The sequence below is a fragment of the Erythrobacter sp. W36 genome (assembly GCF_057364935.1).
This window is the reverse complement of record NZ_CP200281.1, coordinates 343704-359426: the sequence shown is the minus strand read 5'-3', so window position 1 is coordinate 359426 and position 15723 is coordinate 343704. Positions and strand designations below refer to the sequence as shown.

Here is a 15723-nt window from a genome sequence, read left to right as displayed (position 1 = left end):
CGGGTTGTACCATGTCGTTCATGCGTTCCGCTTTGCTTCAATGGCGCCCGCGAGCCCCGCCGCCCACTTGGTGATGTCGCCCGCACCCAGGCACACGACGATGTCGCCCTTGCGAATGTCGCCTGCCAGCGCGCTCGCCAAAGATGCCTGATCCTCAATCGTCTGCGCAGAGCGATGCCCGCGCGATTTTAACCCTGCGACGAGCGCGGCGGAACTGACGCCTTCAATCGGGTCTTCGCCCGCTTCGTAAACCGGGGTGACATAGACTTCGTCTGCCTCGTTGAAGCAGGTTTGGAAGTCTTCCATCAGATCATTGAGGCGCGAATAGCGGTGCGGCTGAGCAATCGCGATCACGCGCCCTTCGCTCTCGCCAGCGGAGGCCGCTTCGCGCGCTGCCTCTAGCACGGCGCGGATTTCGACCGGGTGGTGGGCGTAATCGTCGATAATGCTGACAGCGCCGCCTTCGACCGGGACAGAGCCGACCTTAGTGAAACGGCGACGAACCCCGCCAAACTGGCCAAAGCCCTCGCGGATGACATCGTCGGGGCAGCCCATCTCAATCGCGACCGCAATCGCGGCTAGAGCGTTTTGAACGTTGTGGCGGCCTGGCATGGGCAGGTTCACGCCTTCGATCCGGCGGTCTTCTTCGCCGCGCTGGCGGATGATCACATCGAAACGGTTGCCGCCTTCATGCGGACGAATGTTCACACCGCAAATGTCGGCCTGCAAAGAGAAGCCATAGGTCACAACCTTGCGGTCGCGCACTTGGCCAATGACCGCCTGCACTTCCGGATGATCGACGCATAGGATTGCCGCCCCGTAAAACGGGACATTGTGAATGAATTCGACAAAGGCGCGTTTGACCCCATCGAAATCGCCGTAATGGTCGAGATGCTCAGGGTCGATATTGGTGACGACCGCGATGGTGCCATCGAGGCGCAGGAAGCTGCCGTCGCTCTCATCAGCTTCGACCACCATCCAATCGCTGTCGCCGAGGCGCGCGTTGGAGCCATATTGCTCAATGATCCCGCCATTGATGACGGTGGGGTCAACGTCGCCCTTGTCGAGCAAGGCTGCGATCATGCTGGTGGTGGTGGTTTTGCCATGCGTTCCGGCCACCGCGACGGTGGATTTGAGCCGCATTAGTTCGGCCAGCATTTCGGCGCGGCGGACCACTGGGATGCGGTTTTCCAGCGCAGCGGCAACCTCTGGGTTGGTACGGCGAACGGCGGTGGAGGTGACGACGACGCTAACGCCGTCCACGTTCTCCCGCTCATGGCCGATATGCACGGTGATGCCGCGCGCGCGCAGGCGCTCTACGCTCGGCCCCTCGGCCAAGTCGCTGCCCTGCACGCCGTAGCCGAGGTTGTGCATCACCTCGGCAATGCCCGACATGCCAATTCCGCCGATCCCGACGAAATGGATTGTGCCAATATCGGTTGCAACGCCCTTCACTGGACGTTGTCCTTGGTCGCGCCTTCGGCTGCGGTGCTGGTCGCGGCGCTGCGTTTTTCGCCCTCGCCGACGCGGATGACATCCATCATGTCAGCCCCGCCAAAACTCTCCATCAAGTCCGCAAGTTCCTTCGCCGCATCCGGGCGGCCGCAATTCCAGGCGCCGTGCGCGGCATTGGCTAAGCTCGCTGGCTTTTGCGCCATTGCCTGGATTTGCTTGGCCAATTCCTTTGGCGCAAAGTTCGCTTGGCGTACCATGCGCGCGCCGCCAGCGGCCACAATCTCGCGGGTGTTGGCGGCCTGATGATCGTCGGTCGCAATCGGCAGCGGGATCAGAATTCCGGGGCGGCCAACCGCAGTCAGCTCAGCAATGGTCGACGCGCCTGCGCGGCCAATGAAGACATGGCAATCAGCCAGACGCTCTTCCATATCCTCAAAATAGGTGCCGAGCTCAGCTGGAATATCGTGGCTCAAATAGCGTTCGCGCACCGCGTCGATATCTTCCTGGCGGCATTGCTGCGTCACTTGCAGGCGGCCGCGCAGCGCCGGTGGCAGCATTGCCAGCCCATCGGGCACCACTTGCGACAGGATGCTCGCGCCTTGGCTGCCGCCGGTGACCAACACCCGCAACAGGCCTTCATCCGTGAACTCAGGGAAATCCTGCTTGCGCAGCTCAAGCACCTCAGCCCGGACCGGATTGCCGACCAGATAGACCTTTGTCTCGTATTTCTCTTTGAGGCGCTCAACCTCAGGATAGCTGGTGGCAATCGCATCCACGCGGCCAGCGAGCAGGCGGTTGACCCGCCCCAGCACAGCGTTTTGTTCGTGCACGACGCTGGGGATGCCCGCCTTGGTTGAGGCCAGCAGCGCCGGGAAAGCCGGATAACCGCCAAAGCCGATCACCGCGCTCGGTTCAAACGCATCAAACAGGCGCAGCGCCATATTGCGGCCATCGCGCACAGCGCGCGCACCGCCGAGCCAGCGCAGCGGGTTTTTGCCAAACCGGCCAGCGGGCAGGACATGCGCCGTCAGATAGTCGGGCTTGCCCGGGATATTCGCGCCGCGCTCATCCGTGATCAGCGCGACATGGTGCCCGCGCGCGTCCAGCTCTGCCGCCAGCGCAAAGGCCGGGATCAAATGGCCGCCGGTCCCGCCAGCGGCGAGAACGAAATGACGATTGGACTTGGGAGCATCGCTATTCATTCGCGCTCCTCCTTATTTTCTAGAAAGTCTCGCAGTCCCGGCGTCTCGCGCTTTAGGAACGGATTGCGCCGCGTGATTGCGAGCAACAGACCGAATGTAAAGCACACCGCCAAGGTTGACGAGCCGCCATAGCTGATCAGCGGCAAGGTCATGCCTTTTGATGGGAACAGCTGAAGGTTGACGAGAATATTGATGAAGGCCTGCCCGCCGATTTGGGTGACGAGACCCGCGCCTGCGAGCAGGACAAACAGGTTCTCTTCATCCACCAAGCGCACCAGCACGCGCGCGACAATCGCGAGATAGAGCAGCACAATCAGCGCGCAGATCATCAGGCCATATTCCTCGCCAATGACGGAGAAGATATAGTCCGTATGCGCCTCTGGCAGGTTCATCTTGCGAATGCCCAGCCACAGGCCGCTGCCGGTCCAACCGCCCGCCAGCAGGGTCCGCTGAGCCAGATCAACTTGGTCAAACGCGGTCCCGCCGCCCAGAAACGCATCAATCCGGTGACGGGCATTGTCATAGAGGAAATAGGTCGCGGTCAGCCCGACGACGCCCGCGCCAACCAGCGCACTGATCCGCTGAACTGATACGCCCGAGAGCAGCACCAGCACGAACCACACACCTGCGAACAGGATGGTCGCGCCAAGGTTTGGCTGTAGCATCAGCAGGCCAGCGACGAGGGCCATGATCATCGTCACAAAGGTGAGCACCGGCAGACCCGGATCGCGCAGTCGCCAGCTTAAAATCCACGCGAGCGCGATGGCAAAGCCAGGTTTCAAGAACTCAGAGGGCTGGAGCGACATGCCGACCTCTAGCCAGCGGCGCGCGCCGTTTTTCTCGACCCCGATAATCGGCACGAGAAACAGCAACGCCAGCATTCCGGCGAACAGCAAGATGCCCATGCGGCGTGCATTATCGCGGCTGGCAAAGCTGGTGGCGATCATCACGCCCACGCCCATGATCTGCCATACGACGTGCGATTTCAGGAATAGAAACTCATCAAGGCGCACTTCGGCGGTCGACAGCTGCTCTGCGCTGGCAGGCGAGGCAGCAGCCACCGCAGCGGTGCCGATCAGCATCATGACGAGGACCAGACCGAGCAGCCATTTATCGACTTCGCGCCACCAGATGCGCAGATCGCCCATCCACCCGCGCCGAACCGGCACAGGCGCGTGGAATGATCCGCCGCTGCGACCTGGCGCGTATGGGCCGTAAGCCGGTGAACCGACGGAATTCATGCGGCCTCTCCCAAGGCATGGACGAGATCGCGGAATTGCTGCCCGCGGTCTTCAAAATCACGGAATTGATCAAAGCTCGCCGCGGCTGGCGAGAACAGCACCACATCGCCCGCGCGCGCATCACCATGCGCCTTGGCAAAGGCCTGGCCCAGCGTTTCGCAATATTGCGCCGGTGCGACAGGCTGAATGGCCTGCGCGAACATCTCCCCATCGCGGCCAATAGTATAGGCGCCCGCGACGTGGTCCATCAGCCCAGCCAGCGAGCCGAGGCCGTCTTCCTTTGCCATACCGCCGACGATCCATCGCACGCGGGGATCGGGGGCAGGCGGAAACGCAGCAATGGCCGGTGCGGTGGAATCCGCATTGGTCGCTTTGCTATCGTTGATGAAGGTTACGTCGGCGACCTCAGCGACACGTTCCATGCGATGCGGGAGGCCGGTAAAGGTATTCAATCCGACATTAAGGTCAGGCAACCCAACCCCTAGAGTCGAGCAAACCTCGAACGCTGCGGCTGCATTTTGAGCGTTATGCGGCCCCTGAAGTGAAGGGGAAGAAACAGCAGTCTTTCGCACGAATTGCGGAGGCAGAATCTCGTCACGCAACGTGTCCGCGATCGCTGCACTCATATCATCATGGCCAGAAAAGACCTTTGCATGTTCCTCCGACTGCATGTCGAAAAGGCGCGCCTTGCTCGCCGCATATTTCTCAAAATCACCATCGTACCGATCCAGGTGATCCGGCGTGATGTTCAGCAGCACCGCGACATCGCAATCCAAGCTAAACGTCAGATCAATCTGATAGCTCGACAGCTCCAGCACATAGACCCCGCCTTCAGGTAGCGGGTCTTGGGCCAAAATCGGCTCGCCAATATTGCCGCCCATCACGCTGGGCATGCCCGCGGTTTGCAGGATGTGATGGACCAGCGCGGTCGTGGTCGACTTGCCATTGGTGCCGGTAATACCCACCACTTTGTGCGGCGGCAGATCAGCGCGGGCCTGGGCGAACAGTTCAATATCGCCGATCACAGGCACATCGAATGTCGCCGCATAGGGCGCGATTGGGTGGGTGTTGAGCGGGACGCCGGGCGACACCACCACGCCCGCAAATCCGGTGAGGTCGATTTGCAAAGGATCGGCCAGATCGCACCGGCCCACAAACGCCTCGCGCGCTTCTTCGCGCTCGTCCCATGCCGTTACCTCAGCGCCGCTCGCCAGCAATGCCTCCACTGTGGCCGCGCCAGACCGCGCCAGGCCGAGCACGGCATAGCGTTTTCCAGCAAAGGCAGCAGAGGTGATCACTTTGGCGCAGCTCTCCTTAGCGCAGTTTCAGTGTGGCAAGACCCGCCATCGCAAGCACAATCGAAATGATCCAGAACCGGATCACGACCTTGCTCTCGCTCCAGCCGAGCTGTTCGAAATGGTGGTGGATCGGAGCCATGCGGAACACCCGCTTGCCCGTGCGTTTGAACCAGAAAACCTGAACGATGACGGAAACCGCCTCCAGCACGAACAGGCCGCCAACAATCGCCAGCACAATCTCGTGATGCGCGGCGACCGCAATGGCGCCCAAGGCTCCGCCCAAGGCGAGCGATCCGGTATCCCCCATAAAGACCGCCGCTGGCGGCGCGTTGAACCATAGAAACGCGAGGCCCGCGCCGATGATCGCTGCGCAGAATATTGCCAACTCACCGGCTCCCTCAACGTAAGGAATGCCGAGATATTCGCTAAAGTCGGTGCGCCCGACGAGATAGGCGATGATCGCAAAGGTGCCCGCGGCAATGATCACCGGCATGATCGCCAGTCCATCAAGGCCGTCAGTCAGGTTCACCGCATTGCCCGCGCCGACAATCACAAAGGCGGCAAAGAAGTAATAGAACGGCCCCAGAGGGATCGACACGTCAGAGAAGAACGGCACGTATAGGTCTGTGCTGATCTGGCTAACGATGATGTAAGACGCAATGCCAGCGACCACGAATTCCATCGCGAGCCGCACCCGGCCGGGTACGCCTGCATGGCTGTTTTTCGAGACTTTGTCGTAGTCATCGAGGAAGCCGATGATCCCGAAACCGGCGGTCACCGCGAGGCAGGCCCAGACCAGCGGGCTGCGCAAATCCATCCATAGCATCAGCGAGAGCGCCAATGAGATGAGGATCATCAATCCGCCCATGGTCGGTGTGCCGCGCTTTGCAAAATGGCTTTCCGGTCCGTCTTCACGGATCGGCTGCCCTTTGCCTTGGCGCACGCGCAAAATGTTGATGAAGCGCGGACCGATTGCCATGCCAATAAACAGCGCCGTGATCAGCGTCGCTCCGGCACGGAACGTCTGGTAACGCACAAGGTTGAAGATCCCTTCAAACCCGAGCCATTCGGCGAGCAGATACAGCATTTAGTCGTCCTGTTGCCCCTCAACCGGGTGCGTTTGCGTAAAATGGGTAACCAGAGCGCCAAGCCCGACCGAGTTTGACCCTTTGACAAGGATTGCGTCCCCGCCATTGATGCCAAATTCGCTGAGCATGGAAATCGCCTGATCCGGACCGTCGCAATGCGTGAAGCTGCCCGGGTTGCCAAGCGGAACGCCGCCTGATTTCCCCAATTCATAGGCGAGTTCGCGCATCTCTTCGCCAACCAGAATAACATGATCGACCCGCGCATCATTAAGCGGCTCGGCCAGTTGGCGGTGGAAGCGCGGGCTAAAATCACCCAGCTCCATCATGCTGCCCAAAACCGCGACCCGGCGCAGCGCCGGTGTCTGGCCCAATTGCCGCAGAGTTGCGCGCATGGAGGCAGGGTTCGCATTGTAGCTTTCGTCGACCAGCAAGGCCTTGCCATCGCCGGGCAGATCAATCTGGAACCGCGCGCCGCGCCCTTTTAGTCCGCCCATTTCAGCCAGCGCCAGGCCAGCTGCAGCGAGATCACCGCCCGCTGCGCGCACTGCCGCCATGACGCCGAGTGAATTGGCAATCCAATGCTCGCCCGGCTCCGCAATCGAATAGCAAAGCCGCGCATCGCCAAGGTCTGCTGTGATCAGCGAGCCGCCGGTGCTGATCGGAATGGCATCGAGCAGCCGCACATCGGCATCCGCATGGCGGCCAAAGGTCACCACCTCAGCGCCCGCCGCACGGGCATGGCCGATCAGGCGCTCGGTGTAGTCGGTGTCAGCCGGAATGATCGCAGTGCCGCCCGGTGTCAGACCGGTGAAGATCGCCGCCTTCTCATCGGCAATGGCCTCCATCGAGCCAAGGTTTTCGATATGCGCAGGCGCTAGCGTCGTGATCAGCGCAACGTCCGGGCGCACATGATCGGCCAAAGGCGCGATTTCGCCCGCATGATTCATGCCCATTTCGAACACGCCAAACAGGCTGCGCGCGGGCATCCGGGCGAGGCTGAGCGGCACGCCTACGTGATTGTTGTAGCTGCGAACGCTGCGATGCGCTGCGCCTCTGCTGGCCCGGTCTAACGCGGCAAAGATCGCCTCTTTTACGCCGGTTTTGCCAACCGATCCGGTGACGCCAATGCGCACCGCTGGGCTGCGATCGCGCGCGGCATGAGCCAGCGCATGCAGAGCCGCGCTGGTGTCTTTGGCCAGCACGTGCGGATAATCGACAGCGCGATCTGTAATCGCTGCAACCGCACCTGCGGCAAAGGCTTTATCGAGGAAGCGGTGGCCGTCCATCGCCTCACCCTTCAGCGCGACGAACAAATCGCCGGGGCGCACATCGCGGGAATCCATCTCAACGCCGGAGGCCTGAAAATGATGGCTGGCCGTGCCGCCCGTTGCCGTCTCGATCTCACGCGAGTTCCACAGCGCTCCGCTGAGTTCATCGCGCGCCGTTACCGGCCAAGCGCGCAGCGCAGCGTGGATCAGCGGCGCGTTCATGAGCCCGACCCCGAACCGCCAGCAGCGGCGCATTCGCGCGCAACCGTTACGTCATCGAACGGCAAAACCCGCATATTCTCTCCTGCACCGATGATCTGTCCTTGCTCGTGACCTTTGCCCGCCACCAGCACAATGTCGTGTTCTCCGGCGAGCGAAATGGCCTCGCCAATCGCCTCGCGCCGATCACCAATCTCGCGCGCGCTGGCCGCGGCCCCGCGCATAATGTCTGCCCGAATGGCCGCCGGGCTTTCGCCGCGCGGATTGTCGTCAGTAACGATGACGATATCTGATTTGTCAGAGGCCGCTGCGCCCATGGCCTCGCGTTTGCCGGGATCGCGGTCTCCGCCAGCGCCAAATACGGTGATCAAACGCCCGCCCTGCCCGCGCGCCACATGCGGGCGCAGCGCAGCAATCGCCGCTGCCAAAGCGTCCGGCGTGTGAGCATAATCGACATAGACAGGCGCACCGGCCGGGCTGATCACAGCCCGCTCTATCCGCCCGCGCACCGGCTGAAGCCGGGAAATCGCGTCCAGCGCTTGCACGGCATCACTGCCCGTTGCGATCGCCAGAGCCGCCGCGACCATGGCGTTGGCGGCCTGATATTCACCGATCAGCGGGAGCTTGATCGAAAAGACATGCCCTTCATGCTCAACATCGATGGTCTGACCAAGCTGGGTCGTTTTGCGATCGACAAGGCGGAGGAACGCGTTGGAGCCGCTCCCCACCTTGCCGACAAGAAGCACGCGCAAATTTGAGGACACCGCGTGCTCGGCGGCACGGCGGGTCCACTCGCTGTTATCCCCGCCGTCCCAAATAATTGCCGCTGCGCCTGGCTCCAGCACTTCGCTGAAGAGCCGCATTTTCGCAGCAAAATAGTCATCCATATCAGCATGATAATCGAGGTGATCACGGCTGAAATTGGTGAAGGCGGCGGCTGACACCGGCACGCCTTCATTGCGATATTGCGAGAGGCCGTGGCTCGATGCCTCATAGGCCACATGGCTCACGCCTTCGCGCGCCAGCCCGCTCATATTCGAAAGGAAAGTGACAATGTCCGGCGTGGTGAGGCCGGTGGAGACGCTCTCTTCCGGCGTGGTCACGCCCAATGTGCCAATGCTGGCTGCGCGCTCTCCGCACATGCGCCAGATTTGCCGCGTCATCTCTACGGTCGAGGTTTTGCCATTGGTGCCGGTAACCGCGACGATATGCGGCGGGACGGGCGTGAAGAAACCAGCGGCCAGACGCGCAAAATCGCGGCGCGGATTGTCGCTGGCAATGTGGACGGCGCCCTCTACGCTCACGCCGGGGCGCGTCACGATGGCGACAGCCCCTGCGGCAATCGCCTCAGGAATGACGTCTTCCGCATTGAAGGTCAGACCCTGAAACGCGCCGAATACGGTGCCGGGCGCGACCTTGCGATGATCGATGGCAAAGCCGGTTACGCTTAGGTCAGCGCCCTCACCGCAAGGTAGCCCTACCCTCTCTGCTAAACTTCCAAGTTTCATTTGCGCCCCTCCACCAAGAAGCGAAGATCACTAATATCGACGTCGCGCGTCGTATCCGGCTGTACGCCCAGCATGGGGCCAATTCGCGGCACGAGCCGCCCGACGACAGGGGCCGCGTTAAACGCCGCTGTCCGCTGGAACGAACTTGCCACAGTGCCGCGCGGTTCATCAATCACCGCGACCACAACATAACGTGGACGGTCCATCGGGAATGCAGCGGCAAAAGACGAGATCAGCTTCGTCTTGCTGTATCCGCCTTTGACTGGCTTTTCCGCAGAGCCGGTCTTTCCGCCGACCCGGTAACCCGGCGCATCGGCGCTGCGTCCGGTGCCGTAAATCGAAATCATCCGCAGCAGCTGGCGCATACGTGAAGAGGTTGAGGTCTTAAACACGCGGCGACCGCGCGGAGCCTCGCCCGCCTCCAGCTTATGCAAAGTCGCAGGGCGCCAGATGCCGCCATTGACCATCGCCGCATAAGCGGTCGCCAAGTGCAGCGGCGTGACCGAAATACCGTGGCCATAGCCAACCGTCATATTGGTTAGCCGTGACCAGTCACCGCGCGGCCAGATCGGATGGCCTTTCGCGGGCAGCTCAATATAGGGACGCTCGTTCATCCCGAGGTCGATCATCGTCTGGCGCAGCCGCTCTGGACCAAGCTGATCCGCGACCCGCATGGTGACGGTGTTGGAGGAATAGGCGAGCGCCTGAGGAATGTTGAGCGTCGCGCCTTTGTCGGAATAATCCGCGCGCTCAATAGAACCGATCTTAACCGGGCGCGCGTTCCAATTGGCGCTGAGATCAGTGATCACGCCAGCATCAATCGCGGCGGCGACAGTCAGCGGCTTAAACGTCGAACCCAGCTCATACACCTGGTTGGTGGCGCGGTTCATCATATTGGCCTGGCCAGCGGCATCGATCCGGTTGGGATTAAACTCTGGCAGGGAAGCCAGCGCCATCACCTCGCCCGTGTCGACATCCAGCACCAACCCCGCCGCGCCCAGCGCATTGGTGGCGAGCATTGTCTTACTGAGCTCGTCTTCGAGCGCGCCTTGAACGCGCATGTCGATCGACAGCGGCACCGATTCTGAGCGCAGGGCCGGATCACGCAATTGCTCGTCCAGCACCGCTTCCATGCCGACGCGGCCATGATCATCAGCCGCGACATAACCAAGGATGTGCGCGCCCAGTGAACCTTGCGGATAGTGACGGTCGGTCTCGCGCGGGATTTGCAGCGCGACCTCGCCCAGACGCATGATTTCGTTCGCCTCTTCCGGCAGAATGCGGCGGCGCAAATAACCTGCCCGGCCTGAGGCCAAACGCGAGGCGGTGTCGCTCACATCCATCGTCGGGAAGATATTGGCCAGCTTCAATGCGACGTCTTGTGGTGAGGCAACCAGAGGCGCGCCGCCATCACCCATGGCGGTTGGCGCATACCACAGAGCATAGGCCGGGAAGGCGCGGGCCAATGGAATGCCGTTGCGATCGGTGATCTCACCGCGTGGGGGCAGCAATTGCTCCGCCAGGCTGGTGCGCGATGGGGCGTGACCAGCAAAACCCAGATAGGCAATACGCAGGATGGCCGCCGCAGCGACCAGACCAAACACCAGCACAATCCAAAGCACGCGCCAACGCGCCGTCAACAGCGAGCGATAGCGCAGATTGACGAGTTGGATGCGGCCTGCGGGGATGGCCGGGCGAGCCGCAAAGGCACTCATTCAGCCGTCTCTGCCGCTGCTTGGGTGGCCGCAGCGCTGCTGCCTGCGCGCGCTTGCGCCGCCCGGATGGGCGAGGCGTCGACAAGGAAATCACCGAAAGCCTCGGCGAACATTGTCGTCGCGCTCTCTTCAACCTGTGTCGCGGCCAAAGTCACAGGCGCGCCCGTGATTGGCGAGACCATTTCACGTGACCGCAGCGGCGAAGGCATGCCTTCTTCAGGCTCTGCCCGGGCAACCCGGATCGGGCTAGGCGCGCCGGGAACTTGGGGCGAACCCAGGCTCGCCAATTGACGCTCACCTTCAAGATATTGGTCGGCGCGCGGCGCGAGATAGCCGAATTCGACGATGTTCCAATTGGCAAGCTGGCGCTGATTGGCGCGCGCCTGAAATTCGGTTTCCAGCACAAGCGTTTCGCGTTCCAGCTCAACGATTTGCCGCTCAGCCAGCAGAACTTCGCTTTTGACCGCATGCACGCGGAAGCTGAGCGCGAGGAACATCCCAACGCACAGCGCGAGCACCGCGACCCAGCCGATTTGGCGCATACGAGAACCTGAAACGATCATACCGCAAGCCTCCTTGCATCGGCGGTTGTACGAATGGCGCTGCGCAGGGTTGAAGAGCGCGCGCGCGGGTTGCGTTCGATCTCAGCCTCGGAAGGACGGATCGCTTTGGAAAGTTTCTCAAATACCGGCGGATCGCCGGGAATTTCCCCTGGCAGGTGACGCGATACCGCGCGGCCCGCGCCGGACGCTTCGCGCAGGAAGCGTTTGACCATGCGGTCTTCGAGGCTGTGAAAGCTGACCACGGCAAGCTTGCCGCCAGCGCGCAGCAAATGCTCCGCAGCTGACAATCCGCTGCGCAATTCGCCCAGCTCATCATTCACATGGATGCGCACCGCCTGAAACGAGCGCGTTGCCGGGTCTTTCTTGTCATGCGGCTTATGGCCCAGCGCCTTGCGAACGATGCGCGCCAGATCACCGGTCGTCTCCAGCGGGCGCGCAGCAACAATCGCGCGGGCAACCCGGCGCGACTGGCGTTCCTCGCCATATTCATAGAGCACATCGGCAATCGTGTCGGCATCGGCAGAATTGAGGAAATCAGCCGCGCTCTCGCCCGCCTGGCTCATCCGCATATCGAGCGGCCCATCAGCCGAAAACGCAAAGCCGCGCCCCGCCTGATCAAGCTGCATGGACGACACGCCAATGTCCATCGCGACGCCGTCAACCTGGGCAACGCCGACCTCGGCCATCGCGCTCACCATCTCAGAAAAACGCCGCGGATGAAGCACTAAGCGCGGAGGGGAACTACGCGCCTCGCTCCATCCGCGGCCTTGAGAGATCGCGTCAGGATCGCGATCAAAGGCGTGGACGGTCGCGCCGCAATCAAGCAGCGCACGAGTATAGCCGCCGGCGCCAAAAGTGGCGTCGACAATGACATCGCCGGGCTGGGGATTAAGCGCAGCGATCACTTCTTCGAGGAGAACAGGTACGTGGGGGGCGGTTTGGCTTGAAGCAGAAGGGGACGTCATTTCTTGCGCCCCTTCGCTTCGGCTTCTGCGACCAGATTGGCGCAGGCTGCCTGCGCGCTTTCCCACTGCTCGCCCATCTGTGCGAGCTGATCTGGATTCCAGATCGTGAAGAAGCGCCCGCCGCCGTGGAAGTACAGGCCATCATCGACCTGAGCGAGACTGCGCAGGTGATCGGGCATCACAAAGCGGCCGCTGTCGTCAAACGGCACTTCGACAAAGCCAAACAGCTGCATCGCGCGCAGATCGCGGTCGAATTCTTTATCAAGGCGGATGGCGCGGTCTTCCTCGCGCTCAATCTGCTCTTCAAGTTCGGTTTTGCGGGACAGGCCAAAGCCGGTGAGACAGTTCCAGCGCTCGTGCTTTGCGAGGCAGACAATCCGCCCTTCAGAGCTTTCTTTAACGGCCTTGCGGAACAGTGGAGGCAGCACAAAGCGGCCCTTATCGCCGGCATGGGCGAATAAGCTTGACCACTGAATCCTGCGAACGACACGCGCTCCAACTCCCCTTCTCACCCGTCCCTCACGGGCTTTCATTTTCCCCACCTCCCTTTTGAGGAGGCCAAACACGCCCTCTGCCTCGCCATTCCGCACGCGAGCGGAACCGGCGCGCCAACCGCAATGGGCGGCGCAAACACAAACGGGCATGTCTGATGGAAGACGGTAATATCGTGGGTTTAACCGGGATGGAAGGGGTTTTTGCGGGATTTTGCGGGATAAGATGGTAAATTATTGTTTCATATGGTTAATATACAGGGGCCATCCGCTTCACTACCTAGCATGGGAACCAAAGAGCCCGCTTCAAAACGCTGATTTTCCGGTCAAAACTGCGAGAATCGCATTTTTCGAGTCGCTGATCCCCGGCCCGGCCCGCAAAATCCCCGATCGCGATTTTGGGGCGCTTGGGCTCTGATCAAATGGATTGCGGCGGTGGCGATGAGAATCGGGCTGCTGGCGACTCAGTTGAGTGTTTGTGCAAGCAAGGCGATCAGCGTGCCGCCCTCTTCACCGGCAAGCTCTTGATGCTCAAAGACAGCAGCGTCAGAGAGCACCGTAACGCTCCCCTCGCCAATATCGCAGGCCGCGATAATTCCATCGCCTTGCAATTCGCACGAGGCAGCGGCGGGATCGAGAACGCTGACAACACCGGCCATGTGAAGCGGGATCTGCCCGCCAGCGATCGTGGCTGAGCGCACACTTTCACTCTGCCCCTCATCAAAACTAATCGCCAAACCCCAGCGCTCAATCACTGGCGGGATCAGCGCAGCGCCCACCGGGCGGCGCGGATCGCCAAAGGCGACCTCATATTCCCCGGTCAGCATTGGATCGAGCGCGATCAGCAGCTGCCCGCCGCCCCGCACCCAATCATCCAGCGCGACATTGTCTGAAGGACTGAGCCCGCGCGGCTGGACAATCGCCAGACGCTCTAGCCCCGCAAGCGGACTGACGCCCTGATCATCGGGTGAGAGACTGTCGAGCAGCCGCAAATCATAGCGCGCCTCCAAGACCGTACGCTGCCAAGGCATCTCTTGCTCTGCATCAATCAGGCTGGTGAAATCTTCGCCCAGCGGCCAATAAAGCGGCAGGCTGCTCATCAGGCCGAGCTCCACCCTCTCAGCTGAGCCATTGCTGGAACTCGCGCGCTGGCCATTGCTCTGGTCGCGCGATTGGGCCAGCCACCACAGCGCGGCGGCGCCGATGGCCAGCACGCCAAGCGCAGCAAGGGCAAATTTACGGAGTTTTGGGCTCATTGATCAGCGGATCATCGCGCACAACATCACCGGGCAGCGGATCGCCAGCGGTGCCTTCGCCCTGCTCAGGCACAATCGCCGCCTCTTGCGTCGCGGCCGGGCTTGGGTCCACCGGCAAATCCGGCACAACGCCCGCATCGGCGAGCGGATCGTTGATCTTGGCCTCTGCGCTCGGCTCGGTCGTCGGCGCGGCTTCTGGCACGGCGCTGTCTTCGCTCACCTGTGCGCGGCCCTGGATCACGCTGGCCAGACCGACCAGCAGAACCATAGCCGCAAGGCCGGACAGACCGACCTGCAGGCGCTGCACCGCCTCTTCGCGGGTTCCGCCAAGCGGCGCGCCTGCGCGTTCTAGATCGGGGTTTTCTGCAACAGCCCGCGCCACTTCTTCGCGGGTCTCAAACAGTTTACGATACGCCATAATGGCTGCCTATCACGCTTGTTCGAGCCAGTCGAACACTGGAAGCTCTTTCGCCTTCAGCCATTCGGCATTGTACAGGGTTGAGAGGTAGCGAAAGCCGGTATCACAAAGGATCGTTGCGACTTGCGGGTTCTCGCGCCCTTCGGCGACCAGCTGTTTGCCCAGCGCAATCGCGCCCGCGACATTGATGCCGGAGGATAGGCCAAGGCACAGCCCCTCTTCGCGCAGCAGGCGGGCGACCCATTCAAGGCCTTCCTCGTCAGAAATGCGGAACTGGGTATCAATCGGCGCGCCTTCGAGATTGGCGGTGATCCGGCCCTGCCCGATGCCCTCAGCAACCGAAGAGCCCTCCCCCTTCAGCTCGCCATTGGCGTAGTAGTTGTAGAGCGCCGCACCGTGCGGATCGGTTAGCGCAATGCGGACATCCTCGGATTTCTCCTTTAGCCCCATGCCAACCCCGGCAATCGTTCCGCCTGTGCCAGCCGCGCAGGTAAAGCCGTCAATCTTTCCGCCGGTCTGCTGCCACAGCTCTTTTGCCGTGCCTTCAATATGGGCGCGGCGATTGGCGACATTGTCAAACTGTCCCGCCCAGATCGCCCCCTCGGTTTCGTCCGCCATGCGGCGTGAGGTGTGCTGAAAATGCGCAGGATCGGCGTATTTGGTCGGCGGCACGAGCACCAATTGCGCGCCCAGGGCCCGCAAAGTGTCCATCTTTTCCTTCGACTGATTGTCCGGCATCACGATCACGGTTTTGTAACCGAGCGCATTGGCGACCAATGCGATGCCAATACCGGTGTTGCCAGCGGTGCCTTCAATCACGGTGCCGCCCGGCTTTAACTCGCCGCGCGCTTCCGCATCACGGATCATGTAGAGCGCCGCGCGGTCCTTCACCGAAGAGCCCGGATTGGCAAATTCGCATTTGCCCCAAATATCGCAGCCCGCCGCCTCACTTGGCCCGGCCAAGCGGACCAGCGGCGTGTTTCCGATCAAGGCGAGCGTATCGCCGACAGGTTGAGTAATGTTCATGGACTGCGAG

At 61.7% G+C, this 15723-nt stretch carries 14 protein-coding genes; all 14 read right to left on the bottom strand.

Annotated features, from left to right (window positions below; genetic code table 11):
* Nucleotides 1-18: 18 nt before the first annotated feature.
* On the bottom strand, nt 19-1455 hold the full coding sequence (gene murC / locus AC0V6U_RS01625; protein ID WP_472644488.1) for a UDP-N-acetylmuramate--L-alanine ligase: 1437 nt from the start codon (nt 1453-1455) through the stop codon (nt 19-21).
* Nucleotides 1452-2657 (bottom strand): undecaprenyldiphospho-muramoylpentapeptide beta-N-acetylglucosaminyltransferase, encoded by a 1206-nt coding sequence (murG, locus tag AC0V6U_RS01620; protein ID WP_472644487.1) that lies wholly within the window; start codon nt 2655-2657, stop codon nt 1452-1454. Before murG ends, murC begins: the two co-directional genes overlap by 4 nt.
* Nucleotides 2654-3898, bottom strand: coding sequence for an FtsW/RodA/SpoVE family cell cycle protein (locus AC0V6U_RS01615; protein WP_472644485.1), 1245 nt, complete (start codon nt 3896-3898; stop codon nt 2654-2656). Before AC0V6U_RS01615 ends, murG begins: the two co-directional genes overlap by 4 nt.
* On the bottom strand, nt 3895-5196 hold the full coding sequence (gene murD, locus AC0V6U_RS01610; RefSeq protein WP_472644484.1) for a UDP-N-acetylmuramoyl-L-alanine--D-glutamate ligase: 1302 nt from the start codon (nt 5194-5196) through the stop codon (nt 3895-3897). The genes AC0V6U_RS01615 and murD overlap by 4 nt, the downstream gene beginning before the upstream one ends.
* 16 nt (nt 5197-5212) lie before the next feature.
* Nucleotides 5213-6283 (bottom strand): phospho-N-acetylmuramoyl-pentapeptide-transferase, encoded by a 1071-nt coding sequence (gene mraY / locus AC0V6U_RS01605; RefSeq protein WP_472644483.1) that lies wholly within the window; start codon nt 6281-6283, stop codon nt 5213-5215.
* Entirely contained in the window at nt 6284-7774 is a 1491-nt protein-coding gene (locus AC0V6U_RS01600; protein ID WP_472644482.1) for a UDP-N-acetylmuramoyl-tripeptide--D-alanyl-D-alanine ligase, read from the bottom strand.
* Nucleotides 7771-9279, bottom strand: coding sequence for a UDP-N-acetylmuramoyl-L-alanyl-D-glutamate--2,6-diaminopimelate ligase (locus AC0V6U_RS01595; protein WP_472644481.1), 1509 nt, complete (start codon nt 9277-9279; stop codon nt 7771-7773). Before AC0V6U_RS01595 ends, AC0V6U_RS01600 begins: the two co-directional genes overlap by 4 nt.
* Complete coding sequence (locus AC0V6U_RS01590) at nt 9276-10994, bottom strand: peptidoglycan D,D-transpeptidase FtsI family protein (protein WP_472644480.1); 1719 nt, start codon at nt 10992-10994, stop codon at nt 9276-9278. Before AC0V6U_RS01590 ends, AC0V6U_RS01595 begins: the two co-directional genes overlap by 4 nt.
* Entirely contained in the window at nt 10991-11557 is a 567-nt protein-coding gene (locus AC0V6U_RS01585) for a hypothetical protein (RefSeq protein ID WP_472644479.1), read from the bottom strand. Before AC0V6U_RS01585 ends, AC0V6U_RS01590 begins: the two co-directional genes overlap by 4 nt.
* Nucleotides 11554-12522 carry a 16S rRNA (cytosine(1402)-N(4))-methyltransferase RsmH gene (gene rsmH / locus AC0V6U_RS01580; RefSeq protein WP_472644478.1) on the bottom strand — a complete coding sequence of 323 codons (969 nt, stop codon included), beginning with the start codon at nt 12520-12522 and terminating at the stop codon, nt 11554-11556. Before rsmH ends, AC0V6U_RS01585 begins: the two co-directional genes overlap by 4 nt.
* Entirely contained in the window at nt 12519-12950 is a 432-nt protein-coding gene (locus AC0V6U_RS01575; protein ID WP_472644477.1) for a division/cell wall cluster transcriptional repressor MraZ, read from the bottom strand. The genes rsmH and AC0V6U_RS01575 overlap by 4 nt, the downstream gene beginning before the upstream one ends.
* Before the next feature lie 527 nt (nt 12951-13477).
* On the bottom strand, nt 13478-14269 hold the full coding sequence (locus AC0V6U_RS01570; protein WP_472644476.1) for a hypothetical protein: 792 nt from the start codon (nt 14267-14269) through the stop codon (nt 13478-13480).
* A complete protein-coding gene (locus AC0V6U_RS01565) occupies nt 14250-14687 on the bottom strand; it encodes a hypothetical protein (RefSeq protein ID WP_472644475.1) in 438 nt (145 codons plus the stop codon). The genes AC0V6U_RS01570 and AC0V6U_RS01565 overlap by 20 nt, the downstream gene beginning before the upstream one ends.
* A 12-nt stretch (nt 14688-14699) precedes the next feature.
* Nucleotides 14700-15713, bottom strand: a complete 1014-nt coding sequence (locus AC0V6U_RS01560) for a cysteine synthase A (RefSeq protein ID WP_472644474.1) — start codon at nt 15711-15713, stop codon at nt 14700-14702.
* Between the last annotated feature and the right edge of the window lie 10 nt (nt 15714-15723).